8 protein-coding genes are annotated in these 18834 nt (G+C 34.1%); all 8 read left to right on the forward strand.

Annotated elements, in window-relative coordinates; genetic code table 11:
• Positions 1-212: 212 nt before the first annotated feature.
• The 8 genes from VB798_RS14600 to VB798_RS14635 all read left to right on the forward strand — a co-directional run bounded on the left by VB798_RS14600 (position 213) and on the right by VB798_RS14635 (position 18779).
• Entirely contained in the window at positions 213-4280 is a 4068-nt protein-coding gene (locus VB798_RS14600; RefSeq protein ID WP_323259570.1) for a hybrid sensor histidine kinase/response regulator transcription factor, read from the forward strand.
• Positions 4281-4927: 647 nt separating this feature from the next.
• Positions 4928-5998: an alpha/beta hydrolase-fold protein gene (locus VB798_RS14605; protein ID WP_323259920.1), complete on the forward strand. Its 1071-nt coding sequence runs from the start codon at positions 4928-4930 to the stop codon at positions 5996-5998.
• 1 nt (position 5999) lies between these two features.
• A complete protein-coding gene (locus VB798_RS14610; protein ID WP_323259572.1) occupies positions 6000-7280 on the forward strand; it encodes a glycosyl hydrolase family 8 in 1281 nt (426 codons plus the stop codon).
• Between the two features lie 919 nt (positions 7281-8199).
• Positions 8200-11280 (forward strand): SusC/RagA family TonB-linked outer membrane protein, encoded by a 3081-nt coding sequence (locus VB798_RS14615; protein WP_323259574.1) that lies wholly within the window; start codon positions 8200-8202, stop codon positions 11278-11280.
• Between the two features lie 68 nt (positions 11281-11348).
• Positions 11349-12905: a RagB/SusD family nutrient uptake outer membrane protein gene (locus VB798_RS14620; RefSeq protein WP_323259576.1), complete on the forward strand. Its 1557-nt coding sequence runs from the start codon at positions 11349-11351 to the stop codon at positions 12903-12905.
• A 145-nt stretch (positions 12906-13050) separates the two neighbouring features.
• Positions 13051-16452 carry a VCBS repeat-containing protein gene (locus tag VB798_RS14625; protein ID WP_323259578.1) on the forward strand — a complete coding sequence of 1134 codons (3402 nt, stop codon included), beginning with the start codon at positions 13051-13053 and terminating at the stop codon, positions 16450-16452.
• 48 nt (positions 16453-16500) lie between these two features.
• Complete coding sequence (locus VB798_RS14630; protein ID WP_323259580.1) at positions 16501-17652, forward strand: alpha/beta hydrolase-fold protein; 1152 nt, start codon at positions 16501-16503, stop codon at positions 17650-17652.
• Between the two features lie 50 nt (positions 17653-17702).
• Positions 17703-18779, forward strand: coding sequence for an esterase (locus VB798_RS14635; protein WP_323259582.1), 1077 nt, complete (start codon positions 17703-17705; stop codon positions 18777-18779).
• The last annotated feature ends 55 nt before the right edge of the window (positions 18780-18834 follow it).

Here is an 18834-nt window from a genome sequence, read left to right on the forward strand (position 1 = left end):
AAAAATTATATTTTTATAATATTATTTTAAACAATATTGTGAGTGTTTTGATATGTATTCTTACATTTGTGTCTGTTTTACACATTTTGTTTTTCATTTGCCTCAATCAAAGGTTAAGGATGATAATTATTTTTGTTTTATATAGCCTCTTTTAAATACTTGTTTTTCAAACAGATAGTATTTCTATTATTGGATGAATAACGTGATGAATCATGACAAATAGATACCTTTTTGTTTTTTTACTTTTGCTGTTCCAACAATCTTTTGGACAAGTAAAAAATTATAATTTTATCAATATTAATAGCAAAGATGGGCTTGCTTCAAATACTGTTTATGCTATTTATAAAGATAAATTAGGCTTCATGTGGTTTGGTACTGAAGACGGACTTAATAAATTTGATGGACAAAATTTTACCGTTTACAGGCATAAGCAAAATGATAAAGAGAGTATAGGAAGAGGCGAAGTAATGGCTATTACGGAAGATAAAAACAGAAATTTATGGATAGGTACAAAACTAACGTTGGCACTATATAATAGGAGTTCAGACAAATTCACCAACTTTGATTTTACAAAAACAGGCTGGATACATACACTCTCTTCCGATTATTTGGGCAATATATGGGTTGGTACTTACAATGGACTTTTTTATTTTGATACTAAAACTAGAAAAACAAAAGCTTTTAGTTCGTATAAGGTTGATAGAAAAAATGTAGCCTTGGAATTGGTTTATTGTATTTTTGAAGATAGTAAAAAGCAGATTTGGGTTGGTTCACAATCAGGTTTATATTTACTTGATCGTAATCAAGGGGTGATTAAAAAATATGTGCACCAAAACAATAATTCTAATTCACTTTCAAACAATAGTGTCAGAACCATTTCGGAAGACCGAAACGGGAATTTATGGATAGGTACTGATTTAGGTTTAAATGTATTGAATCCCACTACAGGAAAGATTGATAGTTTTAAAAGTATTGAAACTGACGAACTAACGATTAGCAATAACATCATTAATAAAATTAATTTTGATGGCAATGGTAATCTTTGGGTTGGCACAGAACATGGTTTGTCGATTTTTGATATTAAAAACCATACAGCATTTAGAATAAAAAGCCTTTTGCCAGATAAAAACAATCCATTTGGAAGTTTTGCTGGCTATAATATAAAAGACATTTATATCGGAAAAGATGGTATTAATTGGTTTGCTACCGTCAACGGAGGGGTGAATAAGTATGATAAAAATTTAGCTTTCTTTCAGCATAGATTTCATCTTTCCAATGAAAGTTATGGATTAAAAGGTTCTTCTGTGATGGCTTTTGCAGAGAGTGCTTCAGGGAATCTTTATGTTGGTACAGATGGGGGAGGGCTTAATATTTTTGATGCTAAAAAGAACGTTTTTCATGATGTAGCGATTTACTCTTCCCAAGGAAAGATTAAAAATATTTCAGCTTTAGAAAAAAAAGGAGATGATTTGATTGTTGGAACAAGTAGTGAGGGAATATTTAGCCTCAATGAAAAAACACACCTAACAAAACCTCTGTTCGCTATTAAAGACAAGCTGAACAAATACTTTATTGTGATTAATTGCCTAAAAGTGGACTCGAAGGGTAACATTTGGGTTGGTACAAATGGTGCGGGTTTGTATGTTTGCTTGGCTCAGTCAAGTACATTCGTCCCTTTCACGAGTATACTTGATAAACAACTCAAAAAAGAGTATTCTTTAAATGATTTTATTACAGCGATTGAAGAAGATAAAGAAGGAAATGTTTGGGTTGGCTCAAACGGAAGTGGACTCATAATTTATAATTCAGATAAACATACATTAATTACCTTTAATCAAGCGAAAGATAATTTACCTATTCATAGAATACTCAGTATTTATTCGGATAAACTGGATAGAATATGGGTGAGTGTATGGGGAGAAGGATTATACTTGTACAATAAAAAAAGAAGAAAATTTGAACAGTATGGAGAAGAACACTTACTTTCTAATAATGTTATTTATAAAATATTAGAAGATAATGCTGGAAAACTGTGGTTGAGTACCAACAAAGGAATTTCGATGTTTGATTTAAGTAAAAAAAGATTTAAGAATTTTACTCATCGAAACGGTATTCAAAATACAACATTCAATGTCGGCGCTGGAATCAAAACAAAAACAGGAGAAATGTATTTTGGTGGGCTAGATGGCTTTAATTTTTTTAACCCCAGCCATTTGTTTCAAAATACTAAAACTCCGCCCGTAGTGATTACCGATATAAAAATCAATAATAAACGAGCTAATCCTATTGAAAATACAGAACTTAAAGAAGATATTACTTTAGCCAAAGAAATCAATTTAAGCTATAAACAAAATTTTTCTTTAGACTTTGTCGCTTTAAATTACACTGCTCCGCATGAAAACCAATATACTTACCAGCTTGAAGATTTTGATAAAGAATGGAACAATGTAGGCTCTGTTACGACAGCCGTTTATACCAATCTTGACCCCGGAAAATATACTTTTAGGCTAAAAGTAAAAAGTGAGGATGGTACTTGGCAAACGCCCGAAAAAACCATTCTTATTAATGTACACCCACCATTTTGGCGTACTTATTATGCTTATATAACATATTTGGTAGTATTGATATTTACTTTATGGATGATAAGGAGAAGAGGTGTCCAAAAATTAAAAAATGAATTTGCACTTGAACAGGAGAGAACAGAGGCAGAACGTAAAATGGAACTGGAGCAACTGAAAATTAAATTCTTGACCAATTTGAGCCATGAATTAAAAACGCCACTTACTTTAATTTTGAATCCAGTAGAAAACCTTTTGTTTCGAGAGAAAAGCAATGATAAAATAGAAATGCTAAATCTTATCAATAGAAATTCAAAAAGGCTTTTGAATCTTGTTAATCAATTACTTGATTTTAGGAAAATTGAGGAAAATGAACTCAAGCTAAATTTGATGTTACAAGACCTTGTTCCTTTGGTGAAGGAAATCTTTGATTCATTTAAGTATATTGCCTCACAAAAAAATATCCATCTTGAATTTGCTAGTACTGTTGATGAGTACAGTACTTATTTTGATAAAAATAAAATGGAGCGTATTTTGATAAATATACTCTCAAATGCAATAAAGTTTACGAACGAAAATGGCAATGTGTATTGTCATATCAAATCTATATCAACTAATGGTATCGAACTCATCATTGGCGATTCAGGCATTGGCATACCTCAGCACATGCAGACAGAGGTTTTTGAAAGATTCTTCCAAGTAAGTAGTCCATCCCATATCCTTAACCAAGGTAGTGGAATAGGTTTGTCTATTGCTCAGGAGTTTGTCAAATTACATGGTGGAACCATCAAGCTAGAAAGTGAAGAATTTAAAGGAAGTGTTTTTAGCCTATATTTCCCTTTTATTCAAGAACAACAAAAAATTAGCCAAAGCAATAAAGAGGACGAAAAAGAGGGAAAGACAGATTCAGAAAACATTTCGTATATACAGAAGAGTGAGGAAGAAATTAGCCTCACTGAAAAACCAGTAGTCCTGATTGTGGACGATAGCTACGACCTTCGCATATTTCTAAGAGAAAGCTTAAAATCAAAATACAGAATCATCGAAGCCGCTGATGGAAAACAGGGTTGGCAAAAGGCATTATCATCGCATCCAGAAATCATTGTGAGCGATGTAAATATGCCTAATATGGATGGAATAGAAATGGTTAACAAAATTAAAAAGGATGAAAGAACAAAACATATTCCCGTTATACTTTTAACTGTTTTGACAGATGAAGGAGAACAACTAGAAGGGCTTAAAACAGGAGCCAATGATTATTTGACTAAGCCATTCAGTTTTGAAGTACTTAGTATTAAAATAGATAACCTGCTAAAGCTAAACAGTACTTTCAAAAATACGTACAAAAAGCAAATTAATATAGAAACCTCTGAAACAGAGGTTGTTTTGGAAGATGAAAAGTTTTTATTAAAAATTAACAAATACATTGATGAACACATTCATGATTCTGAGCTATCCATTGAAGAATTAAGCCAGATAATGAATATGAGTAGAGGCACACTTTACAGTAAACTATTGAAGATTACAGGTGAAACTCCGATAGAGTATATTCGTTCAATTAAATTGACTAAAGCATTGCCATTACTTGAAAAAAGTGATATGAAAATTTCGCAAATTGCGTATGAAGCTGGCTTTTCAAATCCAAATTATTTTACACGTGCCTTTAAAATCAAATACGAAATTTCGCCTACAGAATACATTAAGTTAAAAAGAGGGAAATAAAATTCATTCATTATTTGAATGATATTACGAGGTTTTATTTGGGTCGGAAAATACTTGCTTGTAACTCCCTTTTTGGACAGCCTCTTCACTTGATTATTCCTAATAAAGTCATGAAAACTTTACTGATAAGTAGCAATAATGAAGCATTTTTTTGACTTTATACAAGTTGCCTATTTCTATGAAAAATATTTTTACTCTTTACATTTTCTATATTTAGGATTCATTTTTATAATATTATTGATATTAATTTGAAAATTTTGGGTTCATTGAACATTTTGTAGGCATATTTGCTAATCTGTGCTACTCAATTTTTTAACTATTCGTTTACTTTACACCATCAAAAAATAGAGATTTCGCTTTATCAATAAAACCTATCTTTTATTAAGAAAGGTTAACACATGAAATCGACTTATCAAGAAGATTTTTGATAAGTATAGTTTATGAGTAGAGTATATTCTTGGAAAAATGAAAGGGGAAATTCAGCTAATAAATACGCTAAAGCTGAGAAGAAATTTAAAAGTATATCACTACTTAATTTATATTCGAACCAAACTATTGAAAAACAATCACAATTAAATCATTGAATTAAAACTTTAAACACTATGAAAATAAAAGCTAAATCAATTATTGTAGGAATATTCGTTGCTATGCTTGCTCAACAGAGTTTCGCACAGCAACCAGCCGTTATTGAAGACTTTAAACCGTCTCCTCTCAATCAGCCACAGCAAGAATACCCTATGGTAAACTCTCAAGGTTATGCCCGTTTCAAAATAATTGCACCTGCTGCTGATAGTGTTCGTGTAAGTTTAGGTCTTGGTGGTAAAGGAGGCACCAAATTGGAGAAAGCTAGTGATGGTAGTTGGATGGGAACTACAGAAGGTCCGATGGACGAAGGTTTTCATTATTATAACATAAAAATTGATGGAGGAAAATTTAACGACCCGGGCGCTTTAAACTACTATGGATCTGTTCGTTGGGAAAGTGGGATAGAAATTCCAGCACACGACCAAGATTTTTATGCGCTCAAAAACGTAGCTCATGGTCATGTACAGCAAGTATTGTTTCCTTCACCAAGCAACAATACCTCTCTTAGAGCATTTGTATATACTCCGCCAGGCTATGAAAAAGGCAAGGATAAATATCCTGTACTTTACTTACAACACGGCTGGGGCGAAGACGAAACTGCTTGGATGAACCAAGGTCATGCCAATTTAATTATGGATAACCTGATAGCCGAAGGTAAAATTAAGCCATTCATTATCGTAAATACTTATGGTATGACCAACGAAGTAAAATTTGGGAGAATGAAAGATTTCAAAATTGAGCCTTTTCAAACAGTTTTGGTCAATGAGCTTATTCCATACGTTGATGCTCATTTTAGGACAATTGCTAAACAAACACATCGTGCTATGGCTGGATTGAGCATGGGTGGTATGGAAACTAAAACCATTACGTTGAATAATCCAGAGGTATTTTCGCATTATGCTCTTTTAAGTGGTGGTACTTATGCGCCAACCGACATCAAAGATAAATCTAAAGTGAAACTTATATTTTTGAGTTGCGGTAGCAAAGAAAGACCAGAAGGCGTAATAAAAGCGGTAGAGGCATTAAAAGAGGCAAGTTTTAACGCTGTTTCTTACGTTTCAGATAAAACTGGTCACGAATTTCAAACATGGCGTAGAAGTTTACATGAGTTAGCTCCTTTATTGTTTAAATAATATGCACAAAAAGAGATTATATTTTTTAGTTGTAATCGGTCTGTTAATGACAGGCTTTAGAACTTTTTCACAAGACAAAAACTTTTATTCAGAAAAAGGAAATAGCCAAGCATCAATTGTTTCAGGGAAATATCGTAATCTGTTTTTGGAAGTAGGATATAGTCAAAACGAGATAGATGCTAAAGTTGACAAAGCATATTATGATATTTTTGAAGGACCCAATCGGGTATATTTTGCCGTAGGTGATTCTATGGCTTATGTATCTGATGTAAAAAATCATGATGCCCGAACCGAAGGGCTTTCTTATGGAATGATGATTGCGGTTCAACTCAATAAAAAGGAGGTTTTTGATAAAATTTGGAGATGGTCAAAAAAGTACCTCCAACATCAAAGCGGGCCACGAGAAGGATACTTTGCATGGAGTATCAATCCCGAAACCATGAAAAAAAATTCAGAAGGTTCAGCTTCTGATGGCGAATTGTATTATGTTACGAGTTTGCTCTTCGCAGCTAACAAATGGGGAAATAATACAGGTATTCATTATTACAATGAAGCCCGAAGAATATTAGATGCCATGTGGAAAAAAGATGGTACAGGGAATATTTATAATCTGATAAATACAGAACATAAGCAAATTACTTTTGTACCAGAAGGGAATAGTTATAAGTGGACAGACCCATCATACCACCTACCTGCATTTTATGAAGTATGGGCGTTATATGCTAAAGATGGTCATGAAGCTTTTTATAAAGAATGTGCCGATACCTCTCGTGTCTTTTTACACAGAGCTTGTCATCCAATAACAGGGTTAAATTCTGATTATACAGAATTTAGTGGAGTACCTCACCCAACTCGTTGGATGCCAGCAGGTTTTCGTTATGATTCATGGAGAGTGCCTATGAATATTACGATGGATTATACTTGGTTTGGAAAAGATAAAACTTGGCAAGAAGATTATGCCAAAAGGTTTCAAAACTTTCTTCGTTCAAAGGGTATTGATACATATGATGACCAGTTTAATCTGGATGGCTCAAAACCTGATTTTATTTTGAAAGCTGGTAATGTTCCAAAATTAAGACATTCAATTGGTTTAGTTTCTACAGCAGCAACAGCATCGCTTATTAATCAGGATAAAAACAATGTTGATTTTGTGCGAGCTATTTGGAATGCTAAATTAGAACCTTACGAAGATGGATATTTTGACCCTTATTATGATGGACTAATGTACTTGTTTAGTTTAATGCACTTGAGCGGTAAGTATCAGATTATCAAGCCTAAGTAAATATCATTTTATACTAAATTTGATTGTAGAGAGGTTTAAATATAGAGATGTAGGAGCGCTTTTATTCTTGAATTTTTTAAATAAAAAATTGCTAGTATTATATTTTTATTTAATTTTAGTATATTCAATCCAAGTGTGTTGGACTCTCTCTGGTCTTCTTTATTTTTTCAAAAGTGTTATTTTAACACAGGTTTTTTGTATTATTATTCTCAATCGTTAGTTGAAATGTCCTGCATTTTTTTGCATTGAGTGTTCTATTGTGTTATACTGTAATCTCTAAAAATATTGCCTATGATAAATGTAAAGACTAGATAGACGGTACAATTATCCAATAAATACGTTGTACCCATGGGAAAAATCTAAAGAAAGTGATTCATACCACTTGTTAGGTTTTCATAAGCCAATAATGCTAAACAAAATTATTGGGGTAGTTTTTTTTTGCCTGTTCAGAAAGTATTATTCGGTAGAAAATAAAGGATTTCCCAGAGAGAGTCCTTTTATTTTCAATGTAGTGTTCTATGGTGTTATAAGATAATTTTAAACAACGTATTATTGCCTATGGTGAAATAAATCATTTAACATTCTCAAAAGAAAGTCTTTCGAGAATATCGTACTGATTTTACTAAAAGCCAATATGAAATTTGTCAGAGAAACATATTGACTTTATTACAGATGGTGTTATGATGCTATTACTTTACCCAATCTTGTATGCTCATTAAATAAAGCTAAAAATATCTCTAGTTAAATACTTTATTCCCTTCAATGATTTTCAATGAAATTATTGAAGGCTGTGCTTTCTTTGCCCTTTATGGAGTAATCAAACTAATAATGATTTTCTGTAGAAAGAGCTAAAGATTTTTGGTAAAGGAAAAACAATTTACCCTCTGACTTTTCAATTTTTTTAATCTCAAATAATAATATGAAAAAACAACTATTATTTCTATTCGGGCTTTTACTATGCTGTTCATTTGCAAGAGCTCAAAAAAATATTTCAGGTAAAGTCACTGGGGATGACGGAAAGCCCATACCGGGTGTCAATGTAAGGGTACAAAATTCTCAAATTGGTACTTCAACAGATGCCGTAGGTGCATTTAGCCTCAAGGCATCGGCCCAAGATGTTTTAATATTTAGTTCGGTAGGTTATGTTAGTCAAGAAATTAAAGTTGGAAGTCGCAATGTAGTTGATGTTGTGTTAGTATCAAACGTAAGTGCTTTGGAAGAAGTGGTTGTGGTTGGTTATGGTACTCAAAAAAGGTCTTCTGTAACAGCGGCTGTAGCATCAGTAAGTGCAAAAGAGCTAACAGCTTTGCCTGTTCCAAGTATTGAAAGTGCTTTACAAGGGCGTGTTTCGGGTGTACAAGTAACCAATAATGGTTCTCCTGGTGTTGCACCAGTAGTAAGAATCCGTGGTGTTGGTTCTATCAATTATGCTGCCAACCCATTGTATGTTATTGATGGTTATCCTGTTGGAAACATGAATGACTTAGATATGAAAGATGTAGAGTCTTTGGAGGTACTGAAAGATGCTAGTGCTGCCGCTATTTATGGTTCACGTGCAGCTAATGGCGTAATCTTAGTTACAACCAAAAAAGGGACGAGAGATAATAAATTACATGTAAGTGTAGAAACGTATCAGGCTACACAAACTGCTTGGAAAAAATTGAATACGCTAAATACTGAGCAGTACTTACAATACGGAAAAGCATTATTAACTGCTGCTGGAGCACCTTTCCCTGACCGTTGGAGCCAGATGAATAATGAAACCTATCCTGGTTCTGGTGTTACTTTTGCCAATACCAATACAGATTGGCAAGATTACTTATATCAAACAGGTGTTCTATCAAACAGTACAGTATCTATTACTGGAGGAAATGAAAAATCTCGTTTCTTAACATCTTTTGGTTATTTCAAACAAGATGGTATTTATGTCGGTACTAATTATGAAAGAGGAAACCTACGTGTTAATTCTGACCATAACCTTGGGAAGCACTTTACTATCGGACAAACACTAACAGTTGCTATTGGTAGTAAATTAGATGAAGGCGTAGGTGGCGGACGTACAGCTTTAGCCAACGTAATCAAAAGCTTGCCATATACTCCTGTATATAATCCTACTGAAATTGGTGGATATTTTGGTACAACAAACGCTGACGGTTCTGACCCAGTAAACCCACTGATTCCAGCAGTATTAATTAGAAGTCAAAATCGTAATGTAAGAGTATTAGGGTCACTTTTTGCAGAAATAAAATTTACAGACTACCTAAAATATAGGTTTTCTGCTGGTTTAGATTATAATACTACTAGAAGCTTGAGCCGTACTCCAATTTATACTGCGGGACAAATGAGTAGCCCATTTAATACTATTTCAGACACAAGAGGAGATTACTACGGAACACTTTTTACTAATCAACTTTCGTTTGATAAAACATTCAAAAAACACTCCATCAATGCCATTATTGTAGCTGAACAACAATTTGGTAAATCAGAAAGTATTACAGCTTCTGGAAATTATACAACTAATACTTTCACTATTGTTACGCCAAATGTAACGAGTCCAGCAGCGGGTGGTTCTAAAGGTGAAACCACTATCTTGTCATATCTTGCACGTGTAAATTATGATTTTGGAGGAAAGTACCTTTTAAGTGCATCCATTCGTCGTGATGGTTCATCATTGTTTGCTCCTGGCAAAAAATGGGGAACATTCCCAGCAGCCTCAATCGGTTGGAGAATCAGCGAAGAAGAATTTATGAAGGAGATTGCATCTATTAACGAGTTAAAAGTAAGAGCAAGCTATGGTTTGGTTGGTAATACCAGTGGTTTACCTAATTATGCTTGGCAATCACTATTAGGTGCTGCTACTACTTATGTTTTCGGGAATGGAACAGTTCCTGGTTTATCAACGAATCAACTTGGTAATACAGAATTAGGTTGGGAGACAACTAAAATGGCTGATATTGGGGTTGATTTAGGTTTATTTAAAAATAAAGTTACTTTTTCTGCCGATTACTATGTGCGAGAAACATCTGATAATAGTTTGATTCTCGCAAGACCATTAGCAACATCTCTTGGCTACACAAACAATACCATTGCCAATTTTGGAGGAATGAAAAACTCAGGGTTAGACCTTCAGATTAGTTATAATCATAATGGAGGCGACTTTAAATGGAAAATTGGAGGAAATTTAGGCATTGTAAGAAACAAAGTAACGTCATTAGAAGCTCCAATTTTTGCAGGCGGTCATGCTGAAACAGGAGCAAGTGTCACTAAAACAGAGGTAGGTATGCCTGTACAATACCTTTATGGTTATGTAGTTGATAGAATTTACCAAAATCAGGGAGAAATTGATGCTGATGCAGCTTTAGCAAAAAGTAAAAGCTGGGATAGTTACCAAGGGGGCGCAGCAGCACCAGGAGATATTCGTTTCAAGGATTTGAATGGTGATGGCAAAATAGATGATTCAGACCGTACAATGATAGGCAACACACTTCCTGATTTTACTTATGGGGTCAATTTCGACTTTAACTACAAAAACTTTGACTTTACTTTATTTCTACAAGGTGTTCAAGGAAATGATATTTACAACAATCTAAAAACTCAGACACAAGGAATGGTTCGTTTATTCGGAGCAACGACTGATGTCTTGAACGCTTGGACGCCACAAAATACGAATACTAATATTCCAAGAGCTGTAAGTGGAGACCCGAATTTAAATACTACTCGTCCATCTAATAGATGGGTTGAGAAAGGCTCATTCATGCGTGTAAAAAATATAAGCTTGGGTTATACGGTACCTTCAAGTATTCTAAAATCTTTTGCGGGTGGTTCAATTTCAAGAGTAAGAGTGTATGTGTCAGCTCAAAACTTATTGACTTTTACAAAATATAGTGGTTACGATCCAGAAATTGGCTCTCGTGATAATGCTCAACTTGTATATGGTATAGATAATGGACAATATCCACAAGCTCGTACTTTGATGGCAGGTCTTCAATTAGGTTTTTAATATTTATCCCGTAACAATGCTCTTTTCTTGGATAGTATCATTTCAAGGAAAATTAAAAATAAAAGAAAATGAAAAAGAACCTTATATACATAGGAGTATTATCACTTAGCATTGCTTTTGGGTGCAATGATGAGTTAAATAAAACAAATCCAGGCTCACTTACTTCCGATAGTTATTTTTCAAATACAACTGAATTAGAATCAGGCGTTACTGCTGTATATGGCCTTTTAACAGGCTCAAACCTTTTTGGAAGAGAGTACTTTTTTACGAATGATTTACGCAGTGATGATTTTGCAACAGGTGGTGGACAATTAGAAGCCCCTCGTGCTCAGATGCTAAATGGTGTTCATCAACCTACCAATTCTGTTTTAGGGGCTGTTTGGACGGGTCTCTTTCGTATGATTCACCGTGCTAACGTAGTCATTGATGCCAAAGACAACGTTAAAACATTTAATACAACGGATGAGACTAGGAAAAAAAGAATTGTTGCTGAAGCAAAATTCTTAAGAGCAATGGCATATTATGAGCTTGGTACTATGTGGGGTGGTGTACCTGTTTACACAACAAGTGCTACAAAATCATCTGATGCTAAAGCTCGAAGTACACAAGATGAAGTTTTTGCACAAGTAATTAAAGATTTAACTGAAGCACAAGTTGATTTACCTTCATCTTATACTGGTGCAGATTTAGGCCGTGCCACAAAACACGCTGCACAACTTGAATTAGCAAGAGTTTTGATGTTCAAGGGTGATTTTGCTGCTGCTAAAACAGAACTAACTAAGATTGTTTCTTCAGGCTTGTTTGCTTTAACTGATAGTTATTTAGATAATTTTCTTGAAGAGACTGAATATAACAAGGAATCAATTTTTGAAATTGGTTTTGATAGTAAAAACGGGATGAGTTGGGATAATGGCGATAGCGACAATATCGCAGGAAGTAGCCCAAGAAGATCGTCAATTCGTCATCAAGAATATTCTGCTGTAGGTTGGAGAAACCTTATTCCATCTAATGATATTATTAATGAATTTGAACGTACACAAAAAGGAGATACTAAAAGAGATCCTCGTATGGGCTTTACACTATATTTCAAGGGAGATTTAGTTAATCAAGGAAAAGGTAGATTAGAAATTGATTATCCTGTTCAAGGAAATACTTCTATTTTAGATGGTGTTGAACAAAGAATTAGTTGGAGAAAATACTCAGCCTTGTACAGAAATGCAGATGGTTTCTATGATTTAAGTGGAATCAATATGCGTGTAATGCGCTATGCAGAGGTATTGGTAAATTTAGCAGAATGTGAAAACGAATTGGGAAATACAGCAGTAGCAGTTGGATTATTGAATCAACTTCGTAATCGTGCTGATGTAAAAATGCCAAATTATCCAACAAGCAATTATCCAGTAAGTACTAAAGAGCAAGTGATAACTGCTATTCAACATGAAAAAAGAGTAGAATTTTCTGCAGAATGGTTGAGAGCGAAGGACATTGTTCGTTGGAGAAAACAAGGGAAATTGAAAAAAGAGCCGCTTCCCTATTTTGTTGCTAATAAGCATGAGTTATTACCTATTCCTCAAGGTGAAATAGATAATAACCCTAACATTAAAAACAATAATCCTGGATATTAAGATACAGTATCTTTAAGTTAAATTTTTCAATAAGTAGTTGCTGATTTTCAACGACTACTTATTGAAAATTAATTGTTTTATACAATCGATATTTTTATAATCGTATATGTAGTAGAGGAAATTAATTTACATAAAAACCACAATCATGAAATATCTTTTTTTCATTATTTTTTTACTCTTGTTTGGGGCTTGCACTTCTGAAGATACTTTATTTGAAAAAGTAAGTGCCAATCATACAAACATTACCTTCAACAATGCCATTAAAGTTACAGATTCGTTAAACGTACTTGAGTTTGAGTATATCTATAATGGAGCTGGTGTGGGTGTGGGCGATGTAAATAATGACGGATTAACAGATATATTTTTTGCTGGTAATCAGGTGAGTTCTCAGCTTTATCTAAATAAAGGAAATTTTGAATTTGAAGATATTACTACAAATGCAAATGTTAGTACAAAATCGTGGTGTACAGGTGTAGCTATGATAGACATCAATCAAGATGGAAAATTAGATATTTATCTTTCTACGATTCATCCAGACAGAAACAAATCTGCCCTCAAATTACTCTTTATTAATCAAGGTAATGATAAAAATGGCGTTCCAATTTTTAAGGAATCAGCTAAAGAAGTAGGCTTGGCAGATGATTCTTATGGTACACAAGCTAGTTTTTTTGATTATGATTTAGATGGAGATTTGGATATGTATTTGCTAACAAATGCGATGGAAGGTTATGACAGAAATAATAGTATTGGACAACATCATGATACTTCGGGGCGAAGAGTAGATAAATTATTTAGAAATGAAGGTAATAACAAACAAGGCTTGCCCATTTTTAGAAATTTTTCAAAAGAAGCAGGAATTGTGGATGATGGTTGGGGTTTAGGCGTAATTATCAACGATATCAATCAGGATGGTTATCCAGACATTTTTGTAGGCAATGATTTTTTCTCTAATGACCATCTGTATATTAATAATAAAAACGGCACTTTTAGTAATAAAACAAATGAGTATTTCAGACATTTATCTCAGAATTCTATGGGAGTAGATATGGCTGATATTAATAACGATGGCTTAAATGATTTGGTGGTTTTGGATATGCTTCCAGAGGATAATCTTCGACAAAAAACCATGTTTGCCAATATTGAATATGATAGATTTCAAGATAATTTAAGAAAGAAATTTTATCCTCAATATGTTCGGAATGTATTGCAAATCAATAATGGGAATGGCTCGTTTAGCGACATTGGGTACTTGTCAGGAGTGGCAGCAACAGATTGGTCGTGGAGTCCATTATTAGCCGATTTTGATAATGATGGCTGGCGAGATTTACTCATTACAAACGGTTATCGCTTAGATGTAACCGACTTAGATTTCATCGTTTATCGCAGAGATTTTGAAGCAATTGGCAATCCTAAAGATAGACTAAAAAAGATGCAAGAAGCCTTTGCTACCTTGACAGGCGTAAAAAAGCCGAACTTATTGTTTAAAAATAAAGGAAATTTACAATTTGAAAATGCTACAAAAGCATTCGGATTAGGTGATGCTTCTTACACAAATGGTACCGCTTATGCCGACTTTGACAATGATGGTGATTTAGATTTAGTCATGAATAATATTGATGATGAAGCCTTTATTTACCGTAATAAATTGATGGATAAAAATAAAGATGCCTCGTCTGTCAACAACCATTTTTTAAGGCTAAAATTACAAGGCAATAACCAAAACAGAAGTGCATTCGGAGCAAAAGTAAATATTTGGTATCAAGGAAAATATCAATTTGCTGAACATCAAACAATTAGAGGTTATAAATCTACCGTTGAAGATTTTATCCATTTTGGAGTAGGGAATGCTTCAAAAATTGATAGTTTAAAAATTACATGGGCTTCGAGCAAAGAGCAGGTGATAAAAAATATTAGCCCTGACAGAGTATTGATTGTAAACGAAAACAATGCTTTGTCTATTTCTAAGCAACTTCCGAAGGAGGAAATTTATACTTTTAAAGAAGTTTCTCAGGAGTATCGTATTGACTGGAATTCTGAAGAATTGGAGTATAATGATTTCTTAATTCAACATACTTTACAACATAAACATTCTGAGTTAGGAGGGGGGATTGCAGTAGGCGATGTCAATAATGATGGCTTAGAGGATTTTTTTGTGGGTGGTTCGGCTCATAAACAAGGTGCTTTTTTTCTACAGAACGCCAATGGGAAGTTTACTAAAAAATACTTTACGGAGAAAACAGAAGAAGATATGGGCGTACTGCTCATTGATATTGATAATGACAAAGACCTTGATTTGTACTGTGTAAGTGGAAGCTCAGAATTTACCACGAACAGTGCAAAGTATCAAGATAGACTATATTTAAACGATGGAAAAGGGAATTTTAAACCTTCTGTCGGCTATTTGCCCATTACCAAATCAAGTGGTATTTGTATTAATGCTTGTGATTTTGATAAAGATGGAGACTTGGATATTTTCCGTGGGGGTAGAGTCCGTTCAACAGAATACCCACTAACGCCTGAATCATATTTATTTCAAAATAACGGCAAAGGGCACCTCAATAACATTGCTCCTGCCATACAAGATTTAAGCCTTTGCGGAATGGTAACTGCTGCCTTATGGACAGATTACGATAACGATACGTGGATGGATTTAATCGTTGTAGGCGAATTTATGCCCATTTGTATTTATAAGAATAACAAAGGGAAATCATTTACTAAAATAATCCCGAAAGGTTTAGAAAAATCTAATGGCTGGTGGAATAGTATTTCTGGTGGGGATTTCGACAATGATGGCGATACAGATTATATTGTAGGTAATTTAGGATTAAACACAAAAATGAAAGCCTCTGAATCACAACCTGTTAGTGTGTATGCCAAAGATTTTGATGATAATGCTATTGTGGATCCTCTATTCACAGCTTATAATCAAGATAAAGAATATTTAGTCCATCCAAGAGGTACTTTGATAGGTCAATTAATTTCTATGAGGAGACGTTTTAAAACTTTTAAAGAGTATGGCGAAACGACTTTTGACAAAGTACTTCCTGCCGCAGATTTGAAAAATATTACAAAATTACAGGCTTACACTTTTGCCAATTCCTACCTAGAAAATAAAGGGAATGGACATTTTGAATTAAAACCATTACCAATTGAAGCACAATTTTCTGTTATGTACGGTACACTCATTAAAGATTTTAATGATGATGGAAATTTAGACATTTTATCAGTGGGCAACGACTATGGAACAGAAGTATTGACGGGTAGATATGACGCTGGAATCGGAAATTATTTACAAGGTGATGGCAAAGGGAATTTTAAAAATGTTTCTGTAAGAAAAAGTAATTTTTTTGTAAAAGGCGATGCTAGAGCCATCGCTCAACTGCATTTGAAAGATGGAAAGAGCTTATACTTAGTTTCTCAGATTAATAACAAACTACTCTCATTTGTACAGCAGGATGAAAAAAATAGCATTACTAAAAAAATAAAAAGGAAACAGGAAAAATACATTGGATCAGGCTATCTTTCACAAAGTAGTACGAAGTATTAAGTAGCGTTCCATTTAAAATATTTGAGTAAACAATTAAAATTTTAGACTATGAAAAATATAAAGTTGCTTTTTCTTATTGGTTTAATTATTAGCTATTATGGAGTTTTTGCTCAACCGCCTCGTGGACCTTTGGTGGTTTCTCCACAAGTGAACCTTGATAAAACCGTCACGTTTCGTTATCAATCACTTTTGGCAAAAGATGTAAAATTGAATGCACAGTTTGAAAAATCTCCTATATCTATGACTAAAGATGCTCAGGGAATTTGGAGTGTGACTGTTGGTCCTGTTAATCCAGATATTTATCCTTATAGTTTTCAAGTTGATGGCGTTACAGTGATGGATCCAGCCAATGTTGCATTCTTCCCTAACGAACGATTTAAAGCGAGCCTTGTAGAAATCCCAAGTACTCCTCCTTCAATGCACGCTATCAAAGATGTGCCACATGGTACTGTCAGTTACGAATATTATCCTTCTATTTCAGGAACAACAGGTTCTTTAGTAGTTTATACTCCACCTGGATATGCTAAAAATTCTAAGATCAAATACCCCGTGTATTACCTCATCAGTGGAACTACAGATACCGAAGAAACTTTTTTTAAAGTAGGAAAGGTGAACTTCATCATGGATAATTTGATAGCCGAAGGCAAGGTAAAACCGATGATAATCGTAATGCCTTATGGCAATATTGCCGCCAGACTAACAGAACAATTGGGAGGTCAAAAGCCAGCCGACCCTACTGTACGTGATGGTGAAGATGCGGTGAAACGTGCGAAAGACTTTGAAAATGATTTAGTTAAAAACGTATTGCCTTATATCGAAAAAAATTATCATACAGAAAATAACCGTGAAAGTCGTGCGATTGGTGGATTTTCTCGTGGGGGAGGACAGACCTTGAGAACGGCTTTTGGCAATATGGATACTTTCGCTTGGGTGTGTAGCTATAGCTCCTATTTATCGCCTGCCGAAATGGACAAAAGTTTCAGTTATATCACTGGCGATGCAGCCAAAACCAACAAACAACTAAAATTGCTTTGGACAAGTGTAGGTAATGAAGACTTTCTGTACAAGGGAGCTGTAGAGTTTATGGACTATTTGTCTGTTAAAAATATCAACTACAAAAAATATATCAACGATGGCGGTCATACTTGGATGAATGTAAAAAAATATCTTCATGAAACCCTACCCTTATTGTTCAAGTAGGTTGTCCAAATTCATTATCCAACGTCAAAGTATTCAAACGAATCAAAACTATGAAAAGAATAATTTACCTTTTTCAAATCTTGTTGTTTTCTACTATTACGGCTTTAGCACAACGTCCACCGTCAATTAGTTCACCAGATGTACATGCTGATAATAGTGTTACTTTTAGGTATTTTTCTAAAAGTGCACAGAAAGTCACACTTGTTGGTGAGTTTTTAGCCAATCCTGTTGCCTTAAAAAAAGATACTTCGGGAATTTGGAGCGTAACTGTACCAGCAATTAAGCCAGATATCTATCCATATAGTTTTTTTGTAGATAGCGTACAAATAGCCGACCCGAACAATACTTATATCTTTGCCAACGAAAGATTCAAGCGAAGTATTGTAGATATTAAAGGCGACAAACCACTTGTTCATTCTCTTCAAAATGTACCTCATGGCAAAATTAATTATTGTTATTATCAATCATCAAGCTTAGGAACTACCCGTCAATTGCTTGTATATACTCCCCCAGGCTATGATGCTTTTTCTGGCAATAAATATCCAGTTTTATACTTGATACATGGGGGTTCTGATACAGAAGAAACATGGACAAAGGTTGGGCATGCAAACTTTATAGCTGATAACCTCATTGCAGCAGGAAAAGCTAAACCCATGATTATTGTAATGCCCTATGGTAATGTCAGACCAGCCCCAATGCCAGACTTCACCAAAGATGTTATCAATGACATCATTCCGTATATAGAAAACAATTATTCAGTACTAACGGATAGTAAAAATCGTGCAGTAGCTGGGTTTTCAGTAGGAGGGGGGCAAACGCTTAATATTGGACTTACTAATACGGATAAATTCGCATATATCTGTTCTTATGCACCTTATACTGCAACGGAAGAATTTAAAAAGAATTTTACTGACTGGAATCCTGATGCTACAAAAATAAACAAGCAATTAAAATTATTTACGGTTAGTGTTGGAACAGAAGATTTTTTATACGAAAGTGTAAAGCAGAACATTGCGATGTTTCAAGAAAAAAAAATCAAATTAGCACCTTTTATAGTATCGGGTGGACATACTTGGATGAACTGTAAGCTGTTTTTAGCCAATACTTTACCACAACTCTTTAAATAAAAGTATCATTCGCTTTAATAGAAAACACTGAGACAACTTATATATTTAGTTTAAA

Source organism: Arcicella lustrica (assembly GCF_034930985.1).
Taxonomy (GTDB): Bacteria; Bacteroidota; Bacteroidia; order Cytophagales; family Spirosomataceae; genus Arcicella; species Arcicella lustrica.

Excerpts from the sequence above, each read along its gene's own strand:
- VB798_RS14615 (WP_323259574.1), top strand. The coding sequence starts at position 8,200 with ATGAAAAAACAACTATTATTTCTATTCGGGCTTTTACTATGCTGTTCA.
- VB798_RS14610 (WP_323259572.1), top strand. The coding sequence starts at position 6,000 with ATGCACAAAAAGAGATTATATTTTTTAGTTGTAATCGGTCTGTTAATG.
- VB798_RS14635 (WP_323259582.1), top strand. The coding sequence starts at position 17,703 with ATGAAAAGAATAATTTACCTTTTTCAAATCTTGTTGTTTTCTACTATT.
- VB798_RS14600 (WP_323259570.1), top strand. The coding sequence starts at position 213 with ATGACAAATAGATACCTTTTTGTTTTTTTACTTTTGCTGTTCCAACAA.
- VB798_RS14625 (WP_323259578.1), top strand. The coding sequence starts at position 13,051 with ATGAAATATCTTTTTTTCATTATTTTTTTACTCTTGTTTGGGGCTTGC.
- VB798_RS14605 (WP_323259920.1), top strand. The coding sequence starts at position 4,928 with ATGCTTGCTCAACAGAGTTTCGCACAGCAACCAGCCGTTATTGAAGAC.
- VB798_RS14620 (WP_323259576.1), top strand. The coding sequence starts at position 11,349 with ATGAAAAAGAACCTTATATACATAGGAGTATTATCACTTAGCATTGCT.
- VB798_RS14630 (WP_323259580.1), top strand. The coding sequence starts at position 16,501 with ATGAAAAATATAAAGTTGCTTTTTCTTATTGGTTTAATTATTAGCTAT.